This window comes from Nocardia colli (assembly GCF_008704205.1).
Taxonomy (GTDB): Bacteria; Actinomycetota; Actinomycetes; order Mycobacteriales; family Mycobacteriaceae; genus Nocardia; species Nocardia colli.
This window is the reverse complement of sequence record NZ_VXLC01000003.1, coordinates 1051095-1077578: the sequence shown is the minus strand read 5'-3', so window position 1 is coordinate 1077578 and position 26484 is coordinate 1051095. Positions and strand designations below refer to the sequence as shown.

The following is a 26484-nucleotide window of genomic DNA, read 5'->3' as shown; positions in this document are numbered from 1 at the left end:
GTCGCCGGCCGTTCAGGTCCGCCGCTGTCGAATTGTGCGCGCGCACCACGAATTTCTCTGAAACAACCGTGGTCCTTTTCGATTCGGATACGCTGCGGCGAAATCCCGTGGAACGCGCACAGTTCGAGTGGTGCGGGGTCGGCGCCCGTGCTAAGAACAGCGAATGTCCGATGATTCCGACATCGCACAAGCCCGGGTATTTCTGGACTTGCTTGCCGCACACGCACGCACCCTCGCGCGTGCCATCAATACCGCCGAAAGGACTTACCAGACCCAGCGGCTGCGTGAACTCCACGCCGAACTGCACACCGTACGCCACTGCATAGCCCGAATCCACGGCCGCTACCCCGATATCGTCCCGCCCAACCACGCGCGAATCTGACTACTCGCGCACCGCAAAACCCGCCTGCCGCGCACAGTTTGCTCCGCCGCGCACGAAATCGTTAGCTGATTTGTGCGCGGCGGGCGAGGCTATGCGCGGCGGGCGAAACGGTGCGCGGGGTGCTACCACTGTAAGCCGGGGACCACCCTGGCTACGCGTGCTGCGGGGCGGGGCATGGACATCAGTGGCATGAGGACGGGGGCGAGTACGGTCAACGGGCTGCGGCCTGAGGTGCCGGTTGGCTTGGTTGACGGCTTCTTGCCTTGTGCCGCAGTGGATTCGCCGAAAATGCGGAAGCCTTGGTGCAGGATCGAGCGTTTGACCGAGGGCATCAGCAGATCGACGGCCTGGGCGAAAGTGCCGACCGGAGTGTCGATTCGGTGCGGGCGGTCCTCCAGGGCGCGCACCACGATGGTGGCGGCCTGATCCGGGTCCGGCACCGGCAGCGACTTGTAGAGATCGGTCGGCGCGATCATCGGGGTGCGCACCAGCGGCATCCGCACCGAGGTGAAAGTGATGCCCACGTCCCGGTTTTCGACCGCGGCGATCTCGCTGAAGTTGTCCAGCGCCGACTTGCTCGCCACGTACGCGGCGAACCGGGGCACCTTGGTCTGCACCGCGATCGAGGAGATGTTGACGACATGGCCGAAGCGCCGGGCCCGCATCGAGGGCAGCAGCGCCAGGATCAACCGGACCGCGCCGAAGTAGTTGACCGCCATCGTCCGCTCGAAATCGTGCATGCGGTCGGTGGAGTTCAGCACCGAACGGCGAATCGATCGGCCCGCGTTGTTCACCAGGTAGTCGACGTGGCCGTGCTCGGTGAGGATGGTCTGCACCAGCGTCTCGACGCCGTCCGCGTCGGTGATGTCGCACGGATAGTCATAGGCCACACCGCCTTCCGCGCGCACCGAATCGGCCGCGTCGGCCAGATCGTCCTTGCCGCGGGCCACCATCAGCACGGTGGCGCCGCGCCGGGCGACCGCGTGCGCGGTGGCCAGGCCGATGCCCGACGACGCGCCGGTGATCAGCACGATCCGCCCGTCGAGCGGCTCGTCGGACACCGCGGGCTGCCCGCGATGCGTGTCGAGGTGCGCACGCCAGTACTGCCACAGCTGTCCGGCGTAACTGTCGAACGACGGCACGGACAGGCCGGTGCCGCGCAGCTGCGCCCGGGTCGAGTCGGAGATGAACTCCGCCGCGAACGAGGTGTGCGGAGCGACGGCAGCGGGAATCCCCAACTGCTCCAACAGGAAATCGCGCACGGCCGGAACTCCGGGCAGGTGCGACAGTCCGCTGAGCGCGCGAGCGCTGAGCGGCACGACGCCGATTCCGGCGGGCGCACCGGCGGCCGTGGCGAGCGCCCCGTACACGTCGCTGAACGGCTGCGGCTCGGGGTTCACCAGGTGGAAGGTGCGCCCGTCCAGGCCGGGCCTGCGCACCAGCGCGGCCATCGCGGCGGCCACGTAGTCGACCGGCACGATGTTGGTCGCGCCGAGATCGGGCAGCGGCATCGGCAGCTCGGCAGGCAGCGCGGCGAGCTTGGCGATCGCGGAGAAGAAGTAGTACGGGCCGTCGATCTTGTCCATCTCGCCGGTGCGCGAGTCGCCGACCACGATCGCGGGCCGATAGACCCGCCAGCGCACGCCGCGCGATTCACGGACGAGCTTTTCCGCCGCGAACTTGGTCCGGTGGTACGGCGAGGTGAGCTGCTGGCCGAGGTCGAAGTCCTCCTCGAAGAACTTGCCCTTGTGGTCGCCGGCCACCGCGACCGACGAAACATGGTGCAGCACAGCGCCGATCGAGCGCGCCAGGCCGAGTACCGACCGGGTGCCCGCGACATTGGCCGCGTGCGCGGTCTCCTCGTCGGCGGTCATGTCGTAGACCGCGCCGAGGTGGATCACGTGGTCGGCCCGCGGCGCCTCCCTGGTCAGGCCGAGCCCGTCCGCGGTGAGGTCGCCGACCAGCGAGAACACCCGCTCGCCGCCGTCCCATCCGGTGGCCAGGTCGGCGAACTTCTGCAACGACTCTTCGCGCACCAGGACATGAATGACGGCGTCGGGCTCCCGGTCCAGGAGCTCCTGAACGACCCGCCGGCCCAAGAATCCGGTACCGCCCGTCACGATGTAAGTAGCCATCGCCCTCTCCTGCTGTTCATTCGAACCGTGTTGTCGCACAAGTCATCCGGCATGCAACGGTGAATGCGGAGATAAGGTTCGGCCGCGAGACGCAGACCTGACGCGGTAACAGCGATCGGGCCGAAAGTAGGAACCCCTTCGTCCTGACTTATGCGAAACAGTAATGGGTCCAGATCAACTCCGGCAAGCGTTCCGGGCTGGATCACGTTGTGGGACTGGTCACCCATCGGCGCAGGTCAAAGGGTAAGTGTTACAACAATTTCCAGATATCCCAGTACTGGTCAATTGTCCAATTAAGTTGGGCTACCGAACAGTTATCGCTTCTCCACCCGGGCGGGCGGCAGCTGGACCGGTGACTTGTCCCGGAAGAGGGCCTCGAAGGCGACCAGATCGGTGGGCCCGGGGACGTTGTCGGTGCCCTGGATGAAGACGGTGAAGCCGTCGCCGCCGGACGCGAGGAAGCTGTTGGTGGTGATCCGGTAGGTGGCGGTCGGGTTCAGCGGCTGGCCCGCGATGCGGACGCTGTCGCCGATCACCTTGGCGCCCTTGGGCGCTGAGTCCGAGTAGGCGTAGGTGATGCCCGCGGGGGACAGCATCGCGGGCTTGCTGGCGTTGTCCCACTGCTGTTCGAGCAGGCGCAGGACCTGCTGGCCGGTCAGGGTGAGGGTGACGACCTGATTGCCGAACGGCTGGACCGTGTAGATGTCGCCGTAGGTGACCGGCCCGGCCTTGATGTCGGCGCGGACGCCGCCCGGGTTCATGAACGCCGCTACCGCGGGCACCGGCCCGGCGGTGGCCGCGAGCATCGAGTCGGCGATGACGTTGCCGAGCGGCGAGACGCCGGTGGCGTCCGGATCGTGCGGCAGCGTCGCGGCGGCCGCGCCGACCACCCGGGCGGTGCGCGGGCGGGCCTGCTCGGTGTAGAAGTTCACCAGGGCGGTGGCGGACGCGTCGGGCGTGACGTCGCGGGTCACCACGCGATTGACCGCCGAGGCCTGCACGCCGTCGGGGGTGAAGCTGAGCGTCAGGTCGGTGATCAACCGGCCGTAGGAGGCCGCCTGGGTGACCGACTTGCCGTCGATGGTGCACACGTAGGACTGATGGCTGTGCGCGGTGAAGAGCGCCTTCACCGCCGGGTCGACGCGCTTGGCGAGGTCGGTGACGTTCGGCGTGATGTCGGCGCAGCCGTTGTAGTCGACCTGCGCGCCGGCGGCGGCGCGCTGGCTGCCGCCGTCGTGCATCAGCGCGACCACCGTCTCGGCGCCCGCGGCCTTCATCTCCGGGACGTAGTGGTTGATCGCCGCCGCCTCGTCACCGAAGGTGAATCCTCGAATGCCCTCGGGGAAAACGAGATTCACGGTATCGGGGGTGACCGTGCCGACCAGGCCGATCTTGTGGCCGCCGACCTGCACGATGGTCCACGGCTTCAGCGACGGCGGCAGCTTGCCCTCGGCATCGGTGACGTTCGCGGCGAGGTACGGGAACTCGGCCCCGGTGAACGGCTCGCCCGGCGAACAACCGTCCGGCGCGCAGCCGCCCTGCTGGAGCCGCGCCAATTCCATTACGCCGTGGTCGAATTCGTGGTTGCCGACCGAGGAGGCGGCGACCCCGATGTTGTTCATGAACGTGATGGTCGGCTCGTCGTGGAAGAGCCCGGACACCAGCGGACTGGCGCCGATGTCGTCGCCCGCCGCGACGATCGCGCTGGCCGGATAGGCCGCCTTCAGCCGCGCCAGATGCGTCGCCAGGTAGGCCGCGCCGCCCGCGTCGTAGCCGGACACCTTCCCGGTCGAGCCGGCCGGCGGTTCGAGGTTGCCGTGCAGATCGTTGAGCCCGAACAGGTGCACCTCGTCGGGCTTCGCCGCGCGCAGATCGTTCGTCGAGATGAGCGGGATGACCCCCGCCACGGTCGAGGTCGTCGGACCGCTGCCCTTGTCGTTCGCGGTGCCGCAGCCCGCGACCAAGACGACGCTGACGATTCCGGCAACAACAGCGGCAAGGCGGCGGCGCGCGTTCATGCACAGACTGTCCCACGCACGGCCCGCCGCTGTCAGCGGGAAACCCGTTCTGCGGCCGGGTGAGTGACATACTGCCTAGTCAAAGGGACAGGCATGTGAAATTCACGACCACATGGAGGGCTCGTTCTTTGAAATTCTCACCTAAAACCGGGGTGGTGACGTGTGCGCTGGCCGCCACGGCGCTGCTGCCCGGATCCCCAGCTCGGGCCGATGATTCGCTGTTCGGTGTCGCGCCGGAGGTCGCGCAGCAGATTTGCGACGGTAAGGAGCACGACGACCGCTGGTATCAGGAGGTCGGCGAATGGCTGGAGTTATCGCCGGCCATCTTCGAGAAACCGGTGCACAGCGAAACCCGTGCCGAACTCTTTCAGAATCCCGCGTTCATCCACGACACCCGCAAGGCGACGTGTGAGCAGGAGGACGCCTATAACGGAAAACTGAAAGAGCTGATCACCAAGTACTACAAGCCGGGAAATCTGGCGCCGGACTGCGGCACCACCGCAGGACTGCAACGCTATATCGACCGGCGGCTGGCCGTGTTCCACTGGGTCGCCGCCAACGACTGGAACGCGCCGAAGCCTGCCGCTCCCACCTGCTCGGCCTGAACCGTAGTTCACGGCCGGCGTTGAGCCGCACCGCGTTTCGCCCGGTGCGGCTCAACGGAGGGTGTAACCGCCGTCGGGATAGAGGGTCGACCCGGTGGTGAAGGTGTTGGTGAAGAGATAGACGACGGAGTGCGCGATCTCGTCCTCCGTGGCGGGGCGGCCGAGCAGCGACTCGCGGCGGTACTGATCGAATGCCGCCTCGCGGACGGTGTCCGAGCGATTCGACCACAGATGTCCGTCGACCGTGCCCGGCGAGATGACGTTGACCCGGACCGGCGCGAGTTCGACCGCGAGTCCGCGACCGAGTCCTTCGATGGCGGCGTTGCAGGCGACATAGGCGGGCGCGAGCCCGGCGGGACGCGCCGACGCGGCGCCCGACATCAGGACCACCGACCCGTCGTCGGCCAGCTTCGGCGCGGCCAGCCGGACCGCGTGGTACTGACCCCAGAACTTCGATTCGAACGGTGACGCGGCGTCGGCCGGGCTCAGCTCGCGCATCGGTCCGACCTGGTAGGACGCCGCCGTGGTGAAGAGATGATCGACGCGGTCGATGCCGTCGAAGAACGCGGCGAGCGGGGCGGCATCGCCGGTGTCCACGGTCTGCCAGCGGGCCGCGTCGCCCAGCTCCTCGGCCGCTGCGGCCAACCGCGATGCGGTGCGACCGCCCAGCACGACTCGACCGCCGGCGGCTACCACGCGATGGGCGACCCGCAGCCCGATGCCGGAGCCGCCGCCGATCAGGACGACCGTGCGGTCGCGCAGATCTGCGGCAGCATGCGGTGCGTCGGACCTGTCGGTGGCGCTGACCTGCGGCATATTGCTGTCTCCCTCGCACACGGTGGTTGTTCGGCCATCGGCCGCAACCACCGGGCGACTCGGCCTATTCCCGCGTCGCGGGCTCGGGTCAGCGCAGGTACTGCGAGACCGTGTCCGCCATCTGCGCGCGGAAGGCGGCGGGGGAGAACGACTCGGCGTGCGCGCGGATGGTCGAGGGGGTGTAGCGGGCGGGGTCGAAGTCGCGCATCGCTTTGGCGAGGTGATCGATGACTGCCTCGTCGGAGCCGTGCGGGATGTGTTCACCGGTGACGCCAGGGTCGACCGTGTCCAGCGCGCCGCCTTGATCGACTGCGAGAATCGGTGTGCCGCAAGCCATTGCCTCGACCGGGACGATGCCGAAATCCTCTACGCCTGGCATGAGCAGGGCGCGCGAGCGGCGATAGGTGTCGAGCAGCACCTCGTGCGAGGTCGCGCCGAGGAAGGTCGTTTCCGAGCCCGCGAGCGTTTCCAGATGCGCGCGGAAGCGGCCGTCGCCGAGGATGACGAGCCGGCAGCCTGCGCGCTGCGCGGCGAGGATGGCCAGGTCCGGACGCTTGTACGGGACGAGCCGACCGGCGAAGAGGAAGAAGTCGTCCCGGGGGATGGTCAGCTCGGGGGTGAAACGATCGATCTGGACCGGGGGATAGGTGACCGTCGAGGGCAGTCCCCACCAGTCGTTGACCCGAGCGGCGACGGCGCGCGAATTGGCGACCACGTGGGAAAGCCTTGGCGCGGCGCGCAATTCACCGCAACGAGCCAGGCTGCCCAGCGCGGCGAGGGCGAGCTGCCCCGCACGCCCACCGGCCTCTTGCGCACGGAAGTCCTTGTCCCAGGCCCACCGTGCCGGGCTGTGCACGTAGGCGATGACCGGAGCGTCGGTGGCGAAGGCTGCCTGGCTGGCGAAGGCGTGATGGCTGACGACGACGGCGTCGAAGCGATCCCCGAGTGGCAGGCGACGCAGAGCGCGGGGGACGAACGGCAGCAGCGGAGCATGCGAGCGGCGGCCCGAGGCGGCGTAGGCGCGACTGAGCCAGGTGTCGTACACCGCGGTCAGCGGCGGCCGAACGCCCGCCGGATCGACGATCGGCGCGAAAACCTCGGTGCTGGGCCAGGTTTCGGCCAGCTCGCCGACGACCGCTTCGGAACCGCCGTACTCGGTGAACCGTTCGTGCACGATCGCGATGCGCGGCTGGGTCATGCGCGCTCCGTAGCGATCTTGCGCGGCTCGGCCCGGCGGCGAATGGCGGGCGCGACGGGGCGGCCTTCCAGAAGTCCGTCGACACTGCCCTGCTCGATCGCCTTGCGGTACACCGCGGCTGCCTCACGACAGGCCGCGATCGTCTCGTCGATGTCGGCATCGGTGTGCGCGGCCGAGGTGACGAAGGACTGACCGAGCACGCCCCGATACAGCAGCTCCTGGAGGAACAGCGTGCGGAACTCTTGCGACGGTTGCCCGTTCGGATCGCGGGTGACGAAGATCAGGCAGGACGGGCGGCCGAGTACGTGTAAGTAGTCGGCGATGCCGAGATCGGCGGCCACCGCGTTCACCCCGTCCGCGAGCCGGCGGCCCGCGTGCTCCATCCGGCCGATCGGGTCGCCGGTCCGATATTCGTGCACGACCGCGCGGAAAGCGGCCAGCGAACCCGATTCCGGGCCGTGCGTGGTGGACAGCAGGAACACCCGGTCCTGATCGGTGCGCAGCCCGCCGAGTTCCATGAACTCGCGTTTACCCGCCAGCGCGGACAGCGGAAAACCATTGCCCATCGCCTTGCCCCAGCAGGACAGGTCGGGCCGTACGCCGTACACCGCCTGCGCGCCGCCTGCGGACCAGCGGAAGCCGGTGATCATCTCGTCGAAGATGAGCAGCGTGCCGTGCCGGTCGCACAGGTCCCGAACACTCTCCAGGAAGCCGGGTTCGGGCTCGTGCAGTGCGGTGGCGGCCTCCAGGACGACGGCGGCCACCGTTCCCGATTCGAGCACGGCCGCCAGTGAGGGAAGGTCGTTGTATCGGAATCGGACAGTGCCCGAGGCAATTTCGGCGGGAATGCCGCTGTCCATCGCGGTGGTTCCGATGAACCAGTCGTCCACCGAGAAGAACGGCTGATCGCAGACGGCGATGGCGGTCCGGCCGGTCGCGGCCCGGGCCAGCCGGACGGCGGCGGTGGTGGCGTCGGAACCGTTCTTGGCGAACTTCACCATGTCGGCGCCGGGCACCAAGGTCAGGAAGTCCTGTGCGGCAAGCAGTTCCAGCTCGGTCGGGCGGCTGAAGCTGATGCCGTCGGCGATCGCGCGGTGCACGGCGTCGAGCACCGGCTGACAGCCGTGGCCGAGCGTGACCGAACGCAGCCCCATGCCGTACTCGATGTAGCGGTTGCCGTCGGCATCCCAGACCTGACATCCGCTGCCGCGCACCAGGATCGGCGCCATGAACTCGGGATACTGGTCCGCGCCCCGGGCGTAGGTGTGCGCGCCGCCCGGAACCAGTTCGTGCAGCCGGGCCTGGAGCTCGTTGCTGCGGGTGAAGCGGCGGGGGTCCGCCGGTTCAGCGGAAATAGACTCCATGGTCTGGCTCCTGGAGAGTCGGGTCGCGCACGCAGGAAAGACCGCCTGCGCGAATCCTCCCTGCGCGCACCGGGTTCTGCGCACAACTGTACGTCGGCCGGATCGGCTTGTCCGCGCAACCGGGTTGCCTGTCGGTCGTTTGATATACAGCTCGGCGCGTGGTTACTGGTGTTCGGGGGAGCCCGGCGTCCGTTGCGCGGACGGCGACGAGGACTCGATGTCCGATTCGGCAACCGGGCACGAGGTAATGGCCCACAGATCGTGGTCGCCCCGACGGCCGGTCGCGCCGACATAGCAACGCATACGACCCTCCCTGGTCATGCCGACCCGCGCGGCGATGTCCGCTGAGCGGGTGTCCGCGGGCTCGACCGCCGTGGACACCCGGCACAGGCCGAGCGGCCCGAAGGCGTGCTCGAGCAGGAGCCGGGTGGCCGTGGTCTGGACGTCGTCGGGATGCCCCGGCTCGGTCCAGACGAACATGCGGGCGTTGCGGTCGAACATGTCGAGGTCGAACAGCCTGGCCTCGCCGGCATACGCGCCGTCGACCTCGATCGCCAGCACCAGCCCGCTCGCGGAACGCAATCCCGGACGGGCACAGACGAAGTGGCGCAGCCAGCGGAGCCGAGTGTGCTGCTGCGCCCAGGTGTCGTCGGCCGCCACCGGATAAGGATCCAGGGTGGCCCGGCCGCGCAACCGCGCGTCGCGCCACCGGCGCCAGTCGGACAGCCGCCGGCTGCGGACGAGGATCTGCGCGCCGTCGGCCTCGGCGAGCCGGACCGGCCGGGCGGCGCGCAGCGGATCGAGCAGATGCAGGACCCGTCCCGCGTAGAAGCGCGCGGACGCGGCAACCACCGCGGTCCTGGGGAACGCGCCGGTCGCGTCCTCGTGCGGGGCGGGCGGCTGCGGAGCATGCCGGTCATAGCGGTCCAGCCAGGACTGCGCGAACCCGCCGCCCGGGACGTCCGCCCTGGTGACGGCCCACAGCTCGTGGTCGCGCCGCGCGCCGCCCACGTCGAAGTAGCGGCCCATCAAGGCTTCTCGCTTGAACCCGAGTTCGGCGGCGCCGTGCGCGGCGGCGACGTTGTCCGGCGAGATCGGCGCGGTGATCCGTTCCAGGCCGATCCGCTCGAGCCCGTAGTCCATCAGCAGCGCCGCCGCCATGCCGCCGATCCCGTGCCGGGCGACCTCGGCATCCACCCAGATGCCGAGTTCCGCCGCGCCGGTGGCGGTATCGATCGAACCGAGTTCGACCTGACCCGCGAACCGGCCGTCCACCTCGATCACCGTGGCCAGCCTGCGCCCCGAGCTCGCCTCCGCCCGGCTGGTCAAACACTCACGCACCCAATGGGTTCCGCAGTGTCGCGCCGCCCAGTCCAGCGTGGAGCTGTACCAGAACGGCTCGATGAAGCGCCGGTCCCGTAGTCGGATCCGCCGCCAGTGGGGGTAGTCCGCGATCCGCGGTGGCCGCAGCACGACGGTGTTGCCGTGCAGCGACACCGGGCCGAGACTGATGCGCGCCAACGATTTCGGACTGGTCGACATCGGCGCCTACTCGCGAGGTCGGATTTTGCCCAGTGACATCGTCTTGAGCACGCCCTCGGTGGAGACGGACAGCCGCCAATATGTCCCTGACGCGTCTTTGAGTACGATTCCGCCCTCGGTCTGCTCGGAAAGCCAAGTCCCGCTGGACAGTACCGCCGACCGTAGTGCGCCGTCGGCCGATTGGGTCTGGAAGACGTCGGTGTCGCCGCGCCCGGCCTTGCCGACCATGGTCCCGGTGAATGTCGGCGCGTGCATGCTGGTGCGGCCGAGCACGTGCCAGTGCGGCGGGAAGATCGTCGGGTTGAGATCGTCTGCCGCCGTGGAGATCAGGTTCACCGCGGTCCCCTCGGGGCAGCCGTTCGGATCGATCCGCAGCTCGATCGGGGGCTTTTCCAGATCCTTGTCGAACTGGACATTGGCGAGATACGGCTGACGGCAATAGATCAGGTCGAGGCCGACGGTGCGCGCGGCGACCTTGCAGTTGATCATGCCGAACTGCGCGGGCCCGCCGCCGCCCGCCTTACCCACGGACAGCGCGATGTCGGCGCCCTCGAACCAGACGTTGGTGAGCCACCAGTCGTTGGCCGCGCCGTCGATGAGGATGTGCTTGTCGGTCGTCTTCGGGTCCGAGTCGGAGACGAATTCGACGTTGGTGAGCGCCAATCCGGCGTTGTGGTCGTTGCCGGTGCCGAGCACGCCGACGTAGTTGCTGGTGAGTTTGGACGAGGTGACGTAGTTCTGGATGCAGGAGGTGACGATGCCGATGCCGAAATTGTTGATGTCGCAGTTGAGGAACGCGGTGCCGCCGGTGTTGCCCTCCAGCACCACGCCGCGCTGCTGGAGATAGCGCGGATGGTTCTCGGCGATGTGGTTGCCGCGGATCACCACCGAATCGAACGAGCAGCGAAAGCATTCCGACAGCAGGACCGCGGTCGCCTTCGGCCCGGCGAGGTAGAAGCCGAGCCTGGCGAAGCGCACCCGGCTGCGCTTGCGCAGCGCGATGAGCGTGGTGTCGGTCATACAGTTGACCACCGTGACATCGGCTCCGTCGCCGAGAACCGTGGCGTAGTCGCTTAATTCGGGCCAGGCGGTCACGTTGTAGTGACCCGCGGGTAGGTACATCACCAGCGGTGCGTCCTTGACGGCGGCCGCCGCGGCGATGGCCGCCGTGTCGTCGGCGACGCCGTCGCCGACCGCGCCGAAGTCGCGCACGTTGCGCGCGGCGGGTGCGTCGGTGACGTGCGGGGAACGGAATTCGATGTTCGGCGTCGCGGGAGACTCGGTGGTGCTACAGGCCGCCAGGACCGGTACCGCGCCTACCGCGCCTAGCGCGGCGGCGAGCATGCTCCGCCGGCCGACCGTCTCGTTGCGACGAACCAATTCGTTGCTCAAAGCCGCAGCCTCCCGGTAAGTCGCTGCAACCGGTTGCCCGGCTGGCTGTACGCTACCGCGCCGGTCAGCTTGTTGTCGCCGAATGTGGCCAGGGCGCCGCGCAATTGCGGCGCGCTGGTGCTGCCGAGCAGCACGACGGCGATGGTCTGTTCGCACAGCGGGGCGAGCGCGATGGCGTCGGCGGCATGGGTGATCGGTGCGGTCTGCACCACGACGTGGTCATAGTCGGTCCGGAGTTTCGCGACGACCGCCGCGAACCGGTCGGAGGCGAGCAGATCCGGGGTCTGGCCGTCGGCCTCGCCCAGCGGCAGTACGGTGACGCCGGTTTCGGCCCAGCCGGTGAGCGCCTCGTGCACGGGTGTGGCCCCGCGCAGCACCGCGGCGAGACCGGCGCCGGTGTTTTCCAAGGCGCGCGAGCTTCCATCGCCCGTGGTGTCGGCGTCGATGAGTACCACATTGCTGCCCATGTCGGCGAACGACCGCGCCAGGGTCATCGCCACATCCGGCTCGGACCGCGCCGAAAGACTGGTCAGCAGAATGGTTCTGGCCTCGCCCTCGCGGAGCAGCCGGGTGCGTAGCCTGCGCGTCTCGTCCGGGGCGCCAGGGCGGCCCGCGTCGATGATGCCCAGAATCGGCACCGGCAGAATGGCTTCCAGATTGTTGGAGGTGCGCAACGTGCGATCGGTGCGGTCGCGGACGAAGGCGCCGGCGCAGCCGAGCGCGAGACCGGCCAGCAGGCCGAGCAGCAGGATGCGCTTCGACTGCGGACCGCTCGGCCCGGACGGCACCTCGGCGCGGTCGACCACGGTGATCCGGGCGGCCGGCGCCGCGTCGCGCTCGATGGTCTCCAATTCGTCCACGAGCCTGCGGAATTGGGCGACCACCGAGTTGGCGAAGTCGCGCGCGCCCTCGGCGGTCGAGGCCTGCACGGTGAGCACGATGTTGGTGGTGGCCGGCGGCGAGTACGCCTTGATCTTGCTCTGCACCTCGGCGACCGACATCTTCAGCCCGAGGTCGTCGATGACCCGCTTGGCGACGGTGGCGCTGGTGGCCAGGTCCAGGTAGGAGCGCACGCGCTGCTGGGCGGCCAGCCCACCCTGGTAGGAATCGTTGACCGAGGTTCCGGTCGCCATCGACACGTACATGCTGCTGTTGGCGACGTAGGTGGTGGGCAAGGTGCTCAGATATCCGGCCGACGCGCCTAGGCACAGCACCACCACCGCGACGATGATGACCCAGCGCCGGCGCGCGATATGCCAATAGTCGATCAACCCCATGGGGATTCTCTCTTTTCGATGGTGGATGCCCCGACGAATTGCGCGCTGGGCGCGTCTTGCCTTGCGGTAGAAACTGTTTCGATCCGGGTGCGCCGCCGATACTCGCGGACCACCAGTGAAATGAGCCAGGCCAGCACGGCGGCCTGGAGGAATTTGCCGAGATTCTCCATACTGCCGAGGATTCCGCGCTCGAACAGCGCGGAGGCGCCGGTCATGGCGAGCCCGAGCACCACGACCGGGAAGAAGCGCGAGTACAGCGCCTTGGCCCAGGCGAGCAGCAGCAGGAAGGTGAACGCGGCGCAGACCACCACGCCCGGATAGCCGCCGAGCACGAAACCCTCGTTGAGATTGCCCTCGGCCAGCGACACCGACACTTTGGTCATGTCGACCGAGGCCCCGCGCACCTCCATCGCCCACTCGGTGCCGGACTGGAACTTGATCGTGCCCAGGAGCTGGCTGGGGATCAGGCTGTAGGTGGCGTGTTGCAGCGCCTCGGCGGGGGTCAGCCAGAACCCCGGCTGGTGGAAGTAGGCGTCGGTGGCGGCCTCGAGCAGGTCGAAGCGGCGCAGGATGCTGAGGAACGGCTGCACGATCGGCGGATAGCCGGAATCGGTCAGCGACGACTCGGCTTTCGCGTACTGGGTCTGCTTCAGCGATTGCAGCCAGCCGAACCCGCCGATGCCGAGCACGGCGATGGCCGCGACCGAGACCGCCTTGCGCTTGGTCCAGCCGAGGATGGCGAACCGGACCGCGATGGCCATCGCCGCGCCGATGATCGGGGTCTTCGATTCGACGATCGCGGTCCAGGCCAGCTCGCCCAGCAGCAGCCCGCCGATGATCAGCCAGGTCAGCTGCGGGCGCTCGGGCCGGATGAAGATGATCAGGCCGAGCGCGGCGATGGTGGCCAGGATGGCGACAAAGGCCAGGATCGGATTGGCGCTCTCCACATCGCCAGCGCTGCCGATGGAGCCGGAGACGTAGGACGCGCCGCGGCCGAGCAGGCCGACGCCGTACATCGCGGCCAGGGTCGGCACGAAGTCCGGGTCGTTGGTGAGCGAGGGGAGTTTGACAGGTGGGTGCCTTCGGGCCCAAAAAGCGTAGGCGACAACAAATCCCGCGTAGACCCAGAGGCCGAAGACGACGTGTTGGAGCACCAGTGCGATGCCGCGGTCGTAGCCGAGCTGGGCCAGCCGCGGGTCCGGCACGTTGTCACCGAAGTGTGGCTCCGGCTGCACCCACAGCAACACCACAGGGCGTGCGACATACGACAGCGACCAGAACGCCGCCTGCGCGATCAAGAACACCCGGGCGACGCCGGGAATCCTGGTGGCCGCCACCGCGATGGTGGCCAGCGCGAGGGCGATCAGCAGCACCTCGGTGGTCGCGGTCATAACGAGGGCTCAGCTGATCGCATGGATGATCTCCCGCGCCCGGTCGACGTAGCGGTGGTTGCCCGCCACGATCCGCTGATATCCGGCCGCGGCCACGGCGGCCGCCTTGTCGGGATGCGCCGCGCACCAGTCGAGGACGGCGAACAGCTCGTCGGCGGTGTCGAACAGGAAGCATTCGCTGGTGTCCTGCAACAGTTCCGCGTGCTCGTCGGTGCGTTCGCCGACGAACAGGCCACCGGCGGCGGGTACCTCGAACGTGCGGCAGGTGTGGGTGTCGCGGTTGTCGGAGTTGAGCAGCACCAGGTTGGCGGTGACGCTCGCGACGACCTCGGAGTAGCGCTCGCCGTATACCGCGCTGCCGACTTCGGCTCCGGTGGAACGCAATTCGGGCACGCGCCGCCATCCGGGTCCGCGCACGAGCATGCGTGAGCCGTGTGTGTGAGCGAGCGCGACCATATCTGCCCGTCGGTCCGGGCGGCACACCCCGATGAAACCGACCAGGAACTGGCGGGTTCCGCGTCGAGCGGTCGGGTGATGCCAAGCGGGGTCGTAGGCGCTGCGCACGAAAGTGACTGCGCGGGCGCCACGGTCGCGCAGCTCGGCGACGTTGTGTCGTTTCGTGGTGACGATGTGGTCCCATTCCGCTTCGTGCGCAAGGTATTCCGCGCTCGTGTTCTCGGGGTTGGCGACATCGTCAGGGCTGTAGTGCACGTGCAGGGCGGCAGGCAGGTCGAGGAGTCTGCGCTGATCGAGGTGAATGCCTTTGAACGCGAACACCAGATCCGGCCGGAACGCCGCGGCCGCCTGCTCGATCTCGGCGTGCAGGCCGTTGACGTTCCACGGCGCGCGGCGGCGGGCGAGCTTCGAATAGACCCAGGGCGGAGAAAGCCTGGCCGGCAAGGTGACCCGGGTGGTGTCGATGACGACCACGTCATGTCCGGCCTGCCGGAAGCCGTCGGCGAGCGAATGGGCGTTGCTGCCGACCCAGTCATCTCCCAGATAGAGAATCCTCATGTGCCGCCCTCCTCCCGCATCAGCACAATCGCGGGATCCGGGGGTGCTGTTACGCGCTCGCGGTTGATCAACGTGCGGATTCGCAGCAGATACCAAGCGGCGACGGTGAATTCGACGACCACGGTGCCGTACACCAAGGTCCACACCGAGTGGGTGCGAAACGCGATGCCCAGCGCCACGGCGGCCACGCAGGTGCCGAGCACGGCGCCGATCAGCACGCCGGTGGTGTCCTGCCGCACGGGCAGTACGGCGGTGGTGACGAACGAGGTGATCGCGGTCGCGGGCAGCACGAAGATCTCCACCCGGAGCAGCCCGATCGCGGCGGCGAAGTCCTCGCCGAACACCAGGTGGATGAGCCAGGGCGCGGTCAGCCAGACCGCGGCGGCGGCCACGGTCGCGGTGCAGATGCAGGCGAGCAGGGCCTGCAAGGCGTGCCGCCAGAAGTTGTCGTCGGCGCTCTTGCGCGCCATCCGCGGTAGTAGCGCGAAACCGATGGGGTCCAGGGTGGATTGGATGGCCCGGACCAGGCGATCCCCGGCGGAATACAGGCCGAGCGATACCGCGTCGAGGACCGCGGAGTAGACCGCCGCCGCGCCCTGCCCGTACGTCGTCACCAAGAGCCGGGAGATGAAAACCGGTGCGCCGTTGCGTAACACGGTCCGCACGCCGCGCGGCCGGGTCGGCGGGCCGAAGGTGCGCAGCGAGTCCCACCAGGTGAGCACGACGGTGGGAATGGACGACACCAGCAGGCACAGCACCGCGACCTGGGCGTTGGGCATGCGCGGCAGCACCGCGACCAGCAGCACGAGATAGCCGATCCGGCCGACGCCCTGGTAGGCGGTCGACGCACCGAAGCGCCCCTGCCCGATGAGCAGCCAGTCTTCCGACGCCGACCAGAAACCACCCGCGAACAGGCCGAGCAGGATCATCTCCAGATGAATGGGCGCGCCCACCGCATAGCTGAGCAGCAACGCCGCCCCGAGGATGCCGAGGGAGCTGGCGCGGATGGCCAGGTAGTCGCCCCGCAACTGATTGATGTGCCGGATGCGGTCCCCGCCCAGGCTGGCGTCGTGCACCCGGGCGGCCAGATACGAGGTGATGCCGAGATCGACCAGCAGCGAGCCGATGAAATAGGCCGACATGCCGATCGCCAGCAGGCCGAGGCCGTGCGTGCCGAGCACCCTGGCGGTCAGCGGCACGGTGACTATCGTGACGACGTACTGCCCGTACTTGCCGAAGCTGACGTAACCGATATCGCGGATGATGCCGAGAAAGCCCATGCGGTGCGGCGGAGTCCGGTGATCCGGGCCGGCGGGCGCCTGCGAATGGTCCGGGACCTTCGGGGCTGGGTGTTCAGCCATGCGGGGCTCTCTCCGATGCATGTGGTGTGCCCGCGGCGTCGTTGCGTTGTGCGATGTCGTCGAGGAAGGCGGCGACCGTGCGCGCCGTTTCGGTGATGTCGAAGTCCCTGGCGCGCAAGCGGGCCGCCGTGGCCAGCCTGCCGCGCAGGGCCGGGTCGCCGATGAGGGTGTCGAGCGCGATGGTGAGCTGGCGTTCGTCGCCGCCGGTGACGAGGAGCCCGTTCGTGCCGGGCTGCACGATCTCGGCGGGACCGCCTGGGCCGGAGGCGATCACGGCGCAGCCCGCGTGCATGCCCTCCACCACGACCTGCCCGAACGGCTCGGGCAGCACCGAGCTGTGCACGAGAATGTCGGCGTCGCGCAGGTATTCGGCGGGGTCGTCGACGTGGCCGGTGAAGGTCACCGGCAGTTCCAGTGCGCGGGCGAGCTGTTCGAGTTCGGCGCGGTAGGGCTCTTCGTCGAAGAACGTACCGCCGATCAGGAATACCTGGCGTGGCGGAACTTTCGTGGCCGCAAGGGCACGGAGTAAGACGTCCTGGCCCTTCCACGGGGACAACCGGCCCACCACGGCGACGACGGTGTCGGCGGGCGGGCGCTGCTCGGGACGCGCGATCTCGGTGCCGAGTTCGACTCCCGGATAAGCGATGATCGCCGGCCTGCGTCCGATCGGCAAGGTACGCAGCGTCGTTCGGCTGTTGGCGATGTATCCACGGCTGAACAGCCGGCCGAGCAGACGCAGCACGAGGGTGGGCAGCCGTCCGAAGTAGTCGGCGGCGATGCGGTCGTGCACCTGCCAGACCAGCGGAATCCGGGCGCGACGAGCGGCGACCGCGCCCATCACCAGCGCCTTGCTGCTCTCCGCGACCAGGACATCCGCGCCGAGTTCCTTGGCGGTGCCGCCGAGCGACCAGCCCAGCCGCAGCAGCGCGACGAACCCGGCGACCAGGCGCAGCGGACCGGAGCCGATGGTCATCGCCCGGCTGTCGAATTGCCCGCGCTGCACGCGGGTTTCGACGCCGCGGGCGCGCATCCGCTCGACCATCGGGCCGTCCTCCGTGTAGACCATGGCGACCTCCAGCCGCCCCTGCTCGCGCAGGGCCGCCACCAGCCGCAGCGTGGCGAGTTCGGCGCCGGACGGCGCCGCGGTGTGCGCGAGGAACAGGGCGGTACTCATTGCCTGATTGCCCGGTACATCGCGAGATGCCGTTCGGCTGTGACATCCCAGGAGAAGGTTTCCGCGTGTGCCCGGCATTGCGCGGGGGTCGGCAGGGCGCCGTGCAGCGCGGCGACGATGCGCGCCCCGAGCGCGTCGATGTCACCGGCGGGCACGATGAGTGAGGGGTCGAGCCCGCGCACCGAATCCGGCAGTCCGCCACAGTCGGTGACGACGGGCGCGCGGCCGGCGGCGAGCGATTCGAGCGCGATCAGTCCGAATCCTTCGAGGGCGGTGGTCGGCACGACGGTCAGTTCCGCCTGTTCGTAGAGTTCGGTGAGGCGTTGATCGGCGATATGCCCGGCGAAGGTGACGGTATCACCGAGTGGCGTTGCGGCGGCGCGTAATTCGCCTTCCGCGGTGCCGGTGCCGACGATCACCAGCCGCGCCGAGGGATGTTCGGCGAGCACGGCGGGCCAGGCGCGGAGCAGATTGTCGATGCCCATCCGGCGTTCGAGCCGGCGAACACACAGCACCGTCCGGGTTTCCGCCTCCGGGATAGGCTCGGCGTGGAAGCGGTTCAGATCGACGCCGGGCGGGATGACCGCGATGCGCTCCGGGGAAACCCGGTAGTCGGTATGTAGTACGTCGCGAAAGTGGTTGGACAGCACCACGAATCGGTCCGCGCCCGAATAGCGGACGCGTTCGAGCAGATATTTCGCGCGCACCGCCGTTTCACTCTGTCCGGTGAGCCGGCTCTCGGCGGCCCACGGTCCGTGGAAATGGATGACGAGCGGCAGCCGCCCGCGCCGGGCGACGGCCGCCGGACCGTAGAGGCAGAAGTGCCGATCGAGCACCGTACCGGGGTGCAGTTCGGCGCGATCGAGGAACGCGGTGCGCGCCCGCCGCAGCGTGGAACCGCCTAAGCCGCCCCATGATTGGGCTCCCGGAGCCGCAGGGGAGTCCGTGCCGAAGGCCGCGGCCGACACCTCGGCTTCGGGCTGTCTGACGAGTGCCTGGAAGAGCTCGGTGAAGTACCGATTGAGCCCGCCGGGCGCGGACGCGAACCACTCGGAACCCGTCATGTGTACCCGGACTGTCTCGGTACATCCCGTCACCCATGCCCCCTACTGGCGGTGATGGCGGACGAGTCGCTGTCGGTGAACTCGCCTCTCCCGCAAAAGTCTAGGGGACAGTGGCCCTTCTGGTCGGGCAGTCGGCGAGCTACCGATGGGTCACCGTTGCGTGAATCTCAGCGATTCCTAGCTGATCTTCTTCCTGCTTCATTGACTGCCGCCTACTCCACTGTGGGAGTTGGTCTTCCGCAATCTCGGCGAGGCGTTTCGTCTCTCCGGGGAACTTCCCGGCGAGGAAGTGGGGATCGGCGAGCATCGCGGCCAGCAGATTCGCGGCCGCGTTGCGATCCCGATCATGCGCGGTATCGCACCCAGGACACAGCCAGCTGCGGTCCGCCAAGGTCAGACCCTGATTGACGCTCCCACATACAGCACAGGTCTTCGACGATGGAAACCAACGGTCGGCCCGGTAGAGTGTCGCGCCATACCAGTCGGCCTTGTAGGCAAGCAAGCGTATGAACTCACCGAATCCGGCATCAGAAATCGCTCGGGAAAGCCGCCGATTGGCGGTCATACCCTTCACATTCAGTGTTTCCACCGCAATGGCCGACTTGGTTCTCGCCAGCCGTGTTGTGGTCTTGTGCAGGAAGTCCCGACGCTGATTCGCGACCCGCAAGTGCAGTCGCGCTACCCGCCGACGGGCCTTGATCCGGTTCTTCGATCCTTCCGCGCAACGCGCGAGACTTCGGTTGGCGCGTGCCAGGGCGCGCAGGGCCGCGGCCAATGGTTTCGGGGCGGAGATATGTTCGAAGCTGCCGTCACTGTTGCTGATCACGGCGAACGTCGTCAATCCCAAGTCGATACCACAGGCCGGAGCCTCGGCGGCTACCTTGTGACGGAGGTTGATGTCGGTGCGGTCCAGCTCCAGCTGAAACGAGATCCACCAGCGCCCTGCGTGTTCTCGCACCGTCGCCCCGAGGATGCGGGCACGATCATCGACCAGCCGGTCGGTGAGCCACGACATGTCTTCCCGCGTGCCGACATCGCCGATGGCGGGCAGGCGCACCGTTCGAGGGCCGACAGGTTTGGCGCGGTCCGCGTCGTAGCGGAACCGGGAGCCGTGCTTGCGCTTGCGCCATGTCGGGAACCCGAGCCTTCGGCCCTTACGTCTGCCGTTCTTGGATTCGAGGTAGTTGGCGAACCCTGCGGCGCGGCCCCGGCAGGCTTCTTTCGGCACGCGGGATGACATCTTGTTTTCGGCGAACCACGGAAAGCGCTGCCGGTGCACCGCGCGCCACTCCCGTTCCAGTTCCGGCGCGGACCAAGGTACCTGAGTCAGCGCGTCGCCGATCAGACCATAGCTTTCCTCGGCCTTGCGCTGCGCCCACTTCGCGTAGACGGTCTCCAGGCAGAAGTTCTCCACCACCCGCGACAATCCGCAATGTCTGCCCATCACGATCGCCTGTTCGGTGGAGGGGGCGAGTTCGAAACGCACACCCTGCCTGTGACTCACTGAGACCTCTGTCCTTGTCGCGGCTGCTGGACGAACTCTGGTATTCCCTCGGAGGATCATATGACCCGGCACCGACAACTACCGCCGCAGTGGATCGGGTGGCGGTATGGACGAACTCGTGGACTATTGCACGGCATTCGCCGGTGCTTCGCTCAGCGCGCTCTACGCCGGGCGGATCAGCAAACAATCCGGTCGGCACGAAGTACGTTCGCGCGCAACGGAGTAAGTTGCCCGGAGCTGGCCGGTAACTCTGCGTACGGTGGCCGCGATGCATAGCGTGGGGTAGATTTCAGGACGGGTTCGTGCTCGGCACGGACCGACCCGCGGGGGGCTGGCGGGAGGGTATGGAGAGTGGGGACCGTGGGTTCCGAGGCCGAGCGCGCCGATGTCACCGAGAGTGATATCCGGGTGCTCGTCGAAAACGGTGAATATTGGCTGCGCAACCGCGGCGATATCGCGATGATGGCCGTGACCGTCGAACGGCTGCGCGCCCGCTGGCCGCGAGCGCGCATCGGGGTGCTCACGCACCAGCCGGGCGTCCTACGGGCGCTGCTACCCGAGGCGGAGCCGCTGTGCGGACCCGATTGGAGCTGGGGCGGCGACGGTTGGACCGGACGCCTATCCCGTACGGCCGGAACAAGATTGGTCGGTCCGGCGGCCCTGCGCTGGCGGGCGGCGACCGACGGACCGAAGGACCGGCTGCGGGCGCTTCGCTCCGCGGCCCGGCGCCGGGCGAACGGTCCCGGCATCACCGAGCACGTCGCGACGCCGGAAGAAACCGAATTCCCGGTCGAGATCCCGGCCGCGGTCGAACAGGCGTCGCTGGTGCTCGCGCTCGGCGGCGGATACATGACCGACGTGGACCGCTACCAGGCGCACCGCACGTTGAACCTGCTCGAACACGCTCGTTCGCGCGGCATTCCGACCGCCCTGGTCGGTCAGGGCCTCGGACCGCTGCGGGACCCGGCGCTGGTGCGGCGCGCGGCCGAGGTGCTACCCGGCGTGGATTTCCTCGCGTTACGCGAGGGACGACGCGGGCCGGAGTTGCTCTCGCAGTTCGGCGTCGCGCCGGAACGGGTGCTGGTCACCGGCGACGACGCGGTCGAATTCGCCTACCGCCTGCGCAAAGCCAGGATCGGCGCGGACCTCGGGCTGTGCCTGCGGGTGGCGGACTACTCGCGGGTCAGCGCGGCCGCGCAGGCGACGCTGGGCCGGGTGGTGCGCACCTGCGCGGGGCAACTCGACGCCGGTGTGGTGCCGCTGATCATCTCCGAATACGCCTCGGAGGACCGGCTTTCCACGCTGCCGCTGCTGGCGGGCGCGACCGCCGCGCGACCAGCGGTCGGCCGGGGCGGCACGCCGCACGACGTCGCCCGCCAGGTCGCGGGCTGCCGGGTGCTGGTCACCAGCGCCTACCATCTCGCGGTTTTCGCGCTCTCCCAAGGGATTCCGGCGATCGGCATCACTGCCTCGGAGTACTACGACGACAAGTTCCACGGGCTGTCGCAGATGTTCGGCACCGGACTGCGGGTTGTGCACCTGAACGATCCCGCGCTGGAGCAGACGCTGACCGAGGCCGTGCGCGAGGCGTGGACCGAGGCGCCGAGTGTACGGGACGCGTTGCAGCAGAAGGCCATCGAACAGATCGAAGCCAGCCGGGCCGGGCTCGAACGGGTCTTCCGCCTGGTGGAAAGCGGCCCGGTGCGACCGGGTCATCATCGAGGGGGATAAGCCATGACCCGACTGTCGGTCTGCATACCGGCCTACAACTCCGGCCGTACGCTGGCCACGACCCTGCGGTCGGTGCTGGACCAGGACGTCGATTTCGAACTCGTCGTGCTGGACAACGCGAGCACCGACGAGACCGGCGAGATCGCGCACGCGGTGGACGACTCGCGAATCCGGTTGCTGCGCAACGAAACCGTGCTACCCATCGGGGACAACTGGAACAAGGTGATCGGCGCGTCCACCGGTGACCTGATCAAGGTGGTCTGCGCCGACGACGTGCTGCGGCCCGGAGCGCTGGCCGCGCAACTGGAGGTGATGGTCGCCGACCCGTCGATCGCTATCTCGTCCAGTCGATTCGAAGTGATCGACGAGGACGGCGCGCTACTCGAGACCGGGCTCGGCCTGGCCGGGCTGCTCGGCAGGCAGAGCGCGCGGGCGCTGGCCCGGGTCATCGTGCGGCGCGGGCCCGCGGATTTCGGGCCGACCGCAGCGGCGATGTTCTACCGCAAGCACTTCGATCAGGTCGGCGGGTTGCGCGGTGATCTGGTGTTCCCGATGGACGTCGACCTGTTTGCCCGGGTCTCCTCGTTCGGGGTGTTCTTCGGGATGTCGGAAATCCTTGCGGCGTGGCGTAATTCGTCGTTCAACCTGTGCAGCCGGACCTCGACGGTGAGCAAGCTGACCGACATGTACCGGTTCCATCACCGCATCGCCGGCGACTACCCGCATCTGGTCAGTCGCGGCGACGTGCTGGCCGGCGACACCCGGTTGGCCCGAGCGGCGTTGTACCGCTTGCGCGTTCGCACCGTGGCGACCGTGCGCAACCGGCCGGATCTGCTGGTCTGAACGATGAAGCCGCCCTGGGCCGGGCCCGGGGCGGCTTCATCGTGATCTATCGGCGCTCAGATGGTCCAGAGCCGCCCATAGGTGTACACCGTGTCGCCGCTACCGCTGACCACCTTGACGAACGGCCGGATCGTGGTCTGCCCGACCACACCCGTGACGGTGCCGTGGAAGCCACCGATCCGGATGAAACCGCCGGTGCCGGAGATGTCGCCGCCCGCGAACTCGACCGTCTGGATGCCGGGGCCGAGGCCGACCTCGAGCTCGATCCCCGCGCGCGGAATCAACCCGTTCAGCTTGAGCAGCGCGCCGCTGTCGCCGCCGAGATCGACTCCGAGATCCGGGGTCGAGTAGCCGAACTTCAACCGCCCGCTCAGCGTCGCCGGATAGCCGACCTGGTAGCCGACGGTGATGTGCCCACGCCAGTCGTCGGCGCTCGGGCCGGTGACCTTGAACGACGCCTCGCCCGTGTGAAACCACTCGCGGGTGAACGGATTTCCATCCAACGGCGGCACGAAATCGATCCGCGTGTCGGATTGGATCGCCTCGATCGAGCGATCCTTCTGATCGACGATCTGGCTACTGCTGTCGACGACCGCTCCCGCGGTGCCGGTCCCGAACGCCAACCCGGACGCCAACACCGTGGCGATCGCGAACATACGGACGCTTCGGCCGCATTGCTGCGGTAATTCCCTCATCAGGTTGTCCCCTCTGCACACACACCTGGCCGAGCGTGGTAGTTCGCTCGACGCCCGCTCCCCGGCACGCAGGAGCGAATAACTTCATCGACAATCTAGGGCAATCAGGTGTTCGGTAAACGAAATCATGTCAGATCAAGCGCATAGAGCAAACGGACAACAAATGGGCTGGGGGACAGCGAATTCGAGGCAACTCATCCTCCCTTGACGGCCGAGTCGGCGGGGTCGTCGACGATCCAGCAACCGTCGAGTTCGGGGTAGCGGGCGCGCACCTCGGGTAGTAGGTCGGGCAGCGTGAGCAGCACCAGATCCGGTCGGGCCGCGACGAGTTCGGCGGGCGCGATGATCGGCACGTCGGTGCCCGGCATCCGGCGGCCCTGCTTGGCCGGCGACGCGTCGGCGACCGCGGTGATCAGCCCGCGATCGACGCCGGCCAGGCTGAACAACGCCACCGCGCGCGAGGCCGCGCCGTAGGCGAAGACCCGATCACCCTGTGCCGCATGCCGGATCAGCCAGCGGCGCAACGCCTCGGCGTGCCCGTCGGCGGCCTGCTGCAGGCTGCCGACCGCCAGTGGATCGATGTATCCGGCTTCCCGCGCGCGGATCTCGCCGACCGCGTCGTCGGCCGGATGGGTGCCGTGCCGTGCGGCCACCAGCACGGTGCCGCCGTACAGATCGAACTGCCACGCGGTGTTGATGCTCATGCCCGCGGCGGCCAGCAATCGGCCGAGCGCGGACAGCGAATAGTAGGCAAAGTGACCGTGCCGCAGCGCGTTCCACTGACCTGACGCGACGATGGTGGCCAGCGAGTGGAATTGGATCAGCAGCAGCCCGTCCGGCGCGGTCGCCGCGGCCCGCTCGGCGAAGGCGGCGCGCTGATCGGGCTCGTGCATCAGGCCGAAGCAGTCGAGCACCACGTCGCCGACGCCTTCGGTGGCGGCGTACCCGCGTTCGGTGAGCAGCGGCACCCAGGTGCCGCCGTGCGGGCTGCCGAACTCGCGCACCGTCTTGCCCTGGAGCAGACCGGCTTTCGCGACCCTGGCGACCGCGTCGGCGGCTTGCTCGCGCAGCGCCGCGGGCTCGATGCCGCGGGGTTCCTCGGCGCGGGTGTCGTCCTCGGCGAGCTGCGCGAGACCGCAGGGAGCGCACAGGTCCATGCGCAGCGGATGCGCGGTCTCGGCCAGGCCGACCGGAGCGGCGGCGGGCGGAAAGTAATCGGCGGCGGGGACCATGCCGAGATCGAGCACCGGGCCGAGATCGATACTCCCGCAACCTCGGCAGCGCCGCGCGCTAGCGGGTGTGGTCACGGTGAGCCCTTCCGTGGCGCGCCGCAGACCCGGTCGCGCGTGGCACCATGGCCTGGTGCGCATCGAGCAGACCGAGCTCGCCGACGTCCTCGTCCTGGTCCCCGAACCGTTCCGCGACGACCGCGGCCTGTTCACCAGAACGTTCGATGCGGCGGAGTTCGACACCTATCTCGGCCGGCCGGGAGCCGCGGCCGCCTTCCAGCAGGACTCCCAATCCCGTTCGGGCAGTGGCGTTGTCCGCGGCATGCACGGACGGGCCGGGCGCGGCGAGGCGAAGCTGGTCCGCTGCGCGCACGGCGCGGTGCACGACGTGCTGGTCGACCTGCGGCGTGGCTCGCCGACGTTCGGGAAGCAGCAGGCGTTCCTGCTCGACGACGAGACGTTCCGGCACCTGTACGTGCCGCCCGGCTTCCTGCACGGCTTCCAGGCACTCACCGACAGCGCGGACGTCTGCTACCGCATCGATCGCCCGCACGACCCCACTGAGGACATCGGCGTCGCGTACGACGATCCCGACCTGGCCATCGCCTGGCCCCGGCCGGTCACCCTGGTGTCCGCACGCGACGCCGCCGCGGGCAGCTGGCAGCAGCTGCTCGCGGCGTGGTGACGACGGCCAGGACGGCTCAGCTGGCCGGAACACGGGCGGTGCCGGGCTGGATCCGGCGCATTGATTCGTCGAGCAGCCCGGAGTCGCGCAGTCGTTCCAGGTGCGGCAGCCGGGTGAACTTCTGGAAGAAGTCGTCGTAGGTGAGGCCGCGCGCGGTGTACTCCTGGAACAGCTCGTCCGCCCCGGCCTGCACGGTCCACAGCGCGCGGAAACCGATGGCGGAGCGGGCCGCCGAGAAGTCGACCCGATAGGACCGCGGATCGGCGCCGCTCTCGCCGGTGATGTTCAGCGTCGAGCCGGGCACCGCCTCCACCACCGCGCGGGCGATGTCGGCGACGGTCAGGTTGTTGGCCTCGGTGCCGATGTTGAAGGCGCGGCAGTGAATCGCGGCAGGCGGCGCGGTGAGGCAGTTGGCGAAGGCCCACGCGATATCGCGGGCATGCACCAGCGGCCGCCACGGCGTGCCGTCGGAGAGCACCTTCACCTCACCGGTCAGCGTGGCGTACCCGACTAGATTGTTGAGCACGATGTCCGCGCGTAGCCGGGGGGAGAAGCCGAATGCCGTTGCGTTGCGCAGGAATACGGGGGAGAAGCCGGAATCGGCCAGCACCGCGACGTCGTCCTCGACGCGCACCTTGCTCTCCGCGTACGGGGTGATCGGGCGCAGCGGTGCGTCCTCGGTGACCAGATCCGCACCGGCGGCGCCGTAGACCGAGCAGGTGGAGGCGTACAGGAACCGCCGCACGCCCGCCTCCTTGGCCAGCCGGGCCAGGCGCACCGACGCGTGATGATTGATGTCGTAGGTGATCTCCGGCGCCAGCGCGCCGAGCGGATCGTTGGACAGCGCGGCGAGATGGATGACCGCGTCGAAACCGCGTAACTGGTCGACGGTCACGTCGCGCAGGTCCATGGTCAGTCCGGGCGGATCGCCGGGCAGGTCGCCGAGCACGCAGTCGGCGAAGAAGCCGGCGTCCAGGCCGATCACCTCGTGCGCGTTGGCCCGCAGGATCGGCGCCATGACGGTGCCGAGGTACCCCTGGTGACCGGTGAGCAGAACGCGCATG

22 protein-coding genes are annotated in these 26484 nt (G+C 68.5%); 5 read left to right on the top strand and 17 right to left on the bottom strand.

Annotated features, from left to right (window positions below):
- The first annotated feature begins 163 nt into the window (after window positions 1-163).
- Window positions 164-382, top strand: coding sequence for a hypothetical protein (locus F3087_RS11690; RefSeq protein ID WP_150401838.1), 219 nt, complete (start codon window positions 164-166; stop codon window positions 380-382).
- 122 nt (window positions 383-504) lie between these two features.
- On the opposite strand, the gene F3087_RS11685 is transcribed toward F3087_RS11690, so the two are convergent.
- Both F3087_RS11685 and F3087_RS11680 read right to left on the bottom strand, forming a co-directional pair.
- Entirely contained in the window at window positions 505-2517 is a 2013-nt protein-coding gene (locus F3087_RS11685) for an SDR family oxidoreductase (RefSeq protein WP_150401837.1), read from the bottom strand.
- Between the two features lie 314 nt (window positions 2518-2831).
- A complete protein-coding gene (locus tag F3087_RS11680) occupies window positions 2832-4535 on the bottom strand; it encodes a bifunctional metallophosphatase/5'-nucleotidase (RefSeq protein ID WP_150401836.1) in 1704 nt (567 codons plus the stop codon).
- A 95-nt stretch (window positions 4536-4630) separates the two neighbouring features.
- Between F3087_RS11680 and F3087_RS11675 the strand changes: the two genes are divergently transcribed.
- The gene (locus F3087_RS11675; RefSeq protein WP_150401835.1) at window positions 4631-5140 is read left to right on the top strand and encodes a hypothetical protein; all 510 of its coding nucleotides are present in this window, start codon (window positions 4631-4633) and stop codon (window positions 5138-5140) included.
- A 51-nt stretch (window positions 5141-5191) separates the two neighbouring features.
- On the opposite strand, the gene F3087_RS11670 is transcribed toward F3087_RS11675, so the two are convergent.
- The 12 genes from F3087_RS11670 to F3087_RS11615 form a co-directional block, all read right to left on the bottom strand.
- Window positions 5192-5956 (bottom strand): SDR family oxidoreductase, encoded by a 765-nt coding sequence (locus F3087_RS11670; protein WP_150401834.1) that lies wholly within the window; start codon window positions 5954-5956, stop codon window positions 5192-5194.
- Between the two features lie 88 nt (window positions 5957-6044).
- Window positions 6045-7154, bottom strand: coding sequence for a glycosyltransferase (locus F3087_RS11665; RefSeq protein ID WP_150401833.1), 1110 nt, complete (start codon window positions 7152-7154; stop codon window positions 6045-6047).
- Window positions 7151-8518 carry a glutamate-1-semialdehyde 2,1-aminomutase gene (locus F3087_RS11660; protein WP_150401832.1) on the bottom strand — a complete coding sequence of 456 codons (1368 nt, stop codon included), beginning with the start codon at window positions 8516-8518 and terminating at the stop codon, window positions 7151-7153. The genes F3087_RS11665 and F3087_RS11660 overlap by 4 nt, the downstream gene beginning before the upstream one ends.
- A gap of 162 nt (window positions 8519-8680) precedes the next feature.
- Window positions 8681-10060: a GNAT family N-acetyltransferase gene (locus F3087_RS11655; protein ID WP_150401831.1), complete on the bottom strand. Its 1380-nt coding sequence runs from the start codon at window positions 10058-10060 to the stop codon at window positions 8681-8683.
- 6 nt (window positions 10061-10066) lie between these two features.
- Window positions 10067-11404: a glycosyl hydrolase family 28-related protein gene (locus tag F3087_RS11650; RefSeq protein WP_150401972.1), complete on the bottom strand. Its 1338-nt coding sequence runs from the start codon at window positions 11402-11404 to the stop codon at window positions 10067-10069.
- 44 nt (window positions 11405-11448) lie between these two features.
- Window positions 11449-12729 carry a GNVR domain-containing protein gene (locus F3087_RS11645; RefSeq protein ID WP_150401830.1) on the bottom strand — a complete coding sequence of 427 codons (1281 nt, stop codon included), beginning with the start codon at window positions 12727-12729 and terminating at the stop codon, window positions 11449-11451.
- Window positions 12720-14120 carry a hypothetical protein gene (locus F3087_RS11640; RefSeq protein WP_150401829.1) on the bottom strand — a complete coding sequence of 467 codons (1401 nt, stop codon included), beginning with the start codon at window positions 14118-14120 and terminating at the stop codon, window positions 12720-12722. The genes F3087_RS11645 and F3087_RS11640 overlap by 10 nt, the downstream gene beginning before the upstream one ends.
- Before the next feature lie 9 nt (window positions 14121-14129).
- Window positions 14130-15134, bottom strand: a complete 1005-nt coding sequence (locus tag F3087_RS11635; protein WP_150401828.1) for a CgeB family protein — start codon at window positions 15132-15134, stop codon at window positions 14130-14132.
- Window positions 15131-16414 carry a lipopolysaccharide biosynthesis protein gene (locus F3087_RS11630; RefSeq protein ID WP_223885027.1) on the bottom strand — a complete coding sequence of 428 codons (1284 nt, stop codon included), beginning with the start codon at window positions 16412-16414 and terminating at the stop codon, window positions 15131-15133. The genes F3087_RS11635 and F3087_RS11630 overlap by 4 nt, the downstream gene beginning before the upstream one ends.
- 73 nt (window positions 16415-16487) lie before the next feature.
- Complete coding sequence (locus tag F3087_RS11625; protein WP_150401826.1) at window positions 16488-17669, bottom strand: glycosyltransferase family 4 protein; 1182 nt, start codon at window positions 17667-17669, stop codon at window positions 16488-16490.
- The gene (locus F3087_RS11620; RefSeq protein WP_150401825.1) at window positions 17666-18733 is read right to left on the bottom strand and encodes a glycosyltransferase family 4 protein; all 1068 of its coding nucleotides are present in this window, start codon (window positions 18731-18733) and stop codon (window positions 17666-17668) included. The genes F3087_RS11625 and F3087_RS11620 overlap by 4 nt, the downstream gene beginning before the upstream one ends.
- 139 nt (window positions 18734-18872) lie before the next feature.
- On the bottom strand, window positions 18873-20219 hold the full coding sequence (locus F3087_RS11615) for an RNA-guided endonuclease InsQ/TnpB family protein (RefSeq protein WP_223885004.1): 1347 nt from the start codon (window positions 20217-20219) through the stop codon (window positions 18873-18875).
- Window positions 20220-20597: 378 nt separating this feature from the next.
- Between F3087_RS11615 and F3087_RS11605 the strand changes: the two genes are divergently transcribed.
- Complete coding sequence (locus F3087_RS11605) at window positions 20598-21968, top strand: polysaccharide pyruvyl transferase family protein (protein WP_223885003.1); 1371 nt, start codon at window positions 20598-20600, stop codon at window positions 21966-21968.
- Between the two features lie 3 nt (window positions 21969-21971).
- Window positions 21972-22811 (top strand): glycosyltransferase family 2 protein, encoded by an 840-nt coding sequence (locus tag F3087_RS11600; protein WP_150401823.1) that lies wholly within the window; start codon window positions 21972-21974, stop codon window positions 22809-22811.
- 56 nt (window positions 22812-22867) lie between these two features.
- On the opposite strand, the gene F3087_RS11595 is transcribed toward F3087_RS11600, so the two are convergent.
- Window positions 22868-23467, bottom strand: a complete 600-nt coding sequence (locus F3087_RS11595; RefSeq protein WP_223885002.1) for an MspA family porin — start codon at window positions 23465-23467, stop codon at window positions 22868-22870.
- 233 nt (window positions 23468-23700) lie between these two features.
- Window positions 23701-24813, bottom strand: coding sequence for a class I SAM-dependent methyltransferase (locus F3087_RS11590; RefSeq protein WP_223885001.1), 1113 nt, complete (start codon window positions 24811-24813; stop codon window positions 23701-23703).
- 55 nt (window positions 24814-24868) lie between these two features.
- On the opposite strand from F3087_RS11590, the gene rfbC reads away from it, so the two are divergent.
- Window positions 24869-25420 (top strand): dTDP-4-dehydrorhamnose 3,5-epimerase, encoded by a 552-nt coding sequence (rfbC, locus tag F3087_RS11585; RefSeq protein ID WP_150401820.1) that lies wholly within the window; start codon window positions 24869-24871, stop codon window positions 25418-25420.
- A gap of 16 nt (window positions 25421-25436) precedes the next feature.
- Here rfbC and F3087_RS11580 read toward each other — a convergent pair whose 3' ends face one another.
- The gene (locus F3087_RS11580; protein ID WP_150401819.1) at window positions 25437-26483 is read right to left on the bottom strand and encodes an NAD-dependent epimerase/dehydratase family protein; all 1047 of its coding nucleotides are present in this window, start codon (window positions 26481-26483) and stop codon (window positions 25437-25439) included.
- Window position 26484 lies beyond the last annotated feature (1 nt).

What these genes read in the sequence shown, in the direction of transcription:
- F3087_RS11690 (WP_150401838.1), top strand. Translation starts at nt 164, where the DNA reads ATGTCCGATGATTCCGACATCGCACAAGCCCGGGTATTTCTGGACTTG.
- F3087_RS11685 (WP_150401837.1), bottom strand. Translation starts at nt 2,517, where the DNA reads ATGGCTACTTACATCGTGACGGGCGGTACCGGATTCTTGGGCCGGCGG.
- F3087_RS11680 (WP_150401836.1), bottom strand. Translation starts at nt 4,535, where the DNA reads ATGAACGCGCGCCGCCGCCTTGCCGCTGTTGTTGCCGGAATCGTCAGC.
- F3087_RS11670 (WP_150401834.1), bottom strand. Translation starts at nt 5,956, where the DNA reads ATGCCGCAGGTCAGCGCCACCGACAGGTCCGACGCACCGCATGCTGCC.
- F3087_RS11665 (WP_150401833.1), bottom strand. Translation starts at nt 7,154, where the DNA reads ATGACCCAGCCGCGCATCGCGATCGTGCACGAACGGTTCACCGAGTAC.
- F3087_RS11660 (WP_150401832.1), bottom strand. Translation starts at nt 8,518, where the DNA reads ATGGAGTCTATTTCCGCTGAACCGGCGGACCCCCGCCGCTTCACCCGC.
- F3087_RS11655 (WP_150401831.1), bottom strand. Translation starts at nt 10,060, where the DNA reads ATGTCGACCAGTCCGAAATCGTTGGCGCGCATCAGTCTCGGCCCGGTG.
- F3087_RS11650 (WP_150401972.1), bottom strand. Translation starts at nt 11,404, where the DNA reads ATGCTCGCCGCCGCGCTAGGCGCGGTAGGCGCGGTACCGGTCCTGGCG.
- F3087_RS11645 (WP_150401830.1), bottom strand. Translation starts at nt 12,729, where the DNA reads ATGGGGTTGATCGACTATTGGCATATCGCGCGCCGGCGCTGGGTCATC.
- F3087_RS11640 (WP_150401829.1), bottom strand. Translation starts at nt 14,120, where the DNA reads ATGACCGCGACCACCGAGGTGCTGCTGATCGCCCTCGCGCTGGCCACC.
- F3087_RS11635 (WP_150401828.1), bottom strand. Translation starts at nt 15,134, where the DNA reads ATGAGGATTCTCTATCTGGGAGATGACTGGGTCGGCAGCAACGCCCAT.
- F3087_RS11630 (WP_223885027.1), bottom strand. Translation starts at nt 16,414, where the DNA reads ATGGGCTTTCTCGGCATCATCCGCGATATCGGTTACGTCAGCTTCGGC.
- F3087_RS11625 (WP_150401826.1), bottom strand. Translation starts at nt 17,669, where the DNA reads ATGAGTACCGCCCTGTTCCTCGCGCACACCGCGGCGCCGTCCGGCGCC.
- F3087_RS11620 (WP_150401825.1), bottom strand. Translation starts at nt 18,733, where the DNA reads ATGACGGGTTCCGAGTGGTTCGCGTCCGCGCCCGGCGGGCTCAATCGG.
- F3087_RS11600 (WP_150401823.1), top strand. Translation starts at nt 21,972, where the DNA reads ATGACCCGACTGTCGGTCTGCATACCGGCCTACAACTCCGGCCGTACG.
- F3087_RS11595 (WP_223885002.1), bottom strand. Translation starts at nt 23,467, where the DNA reads ATGTTCGCGATCGCCACGGTGTTGGCGTCCGGGTTGGCGTTCGGGACC.
- F3087_RS11580 (WP_150401819.1), bottom strand. Translation starts at nt 26,483, where the DNA reads ATGCGCGTTCTGCTCACCGGTCACCAGGGGTACCTCGGCACCGTCATG.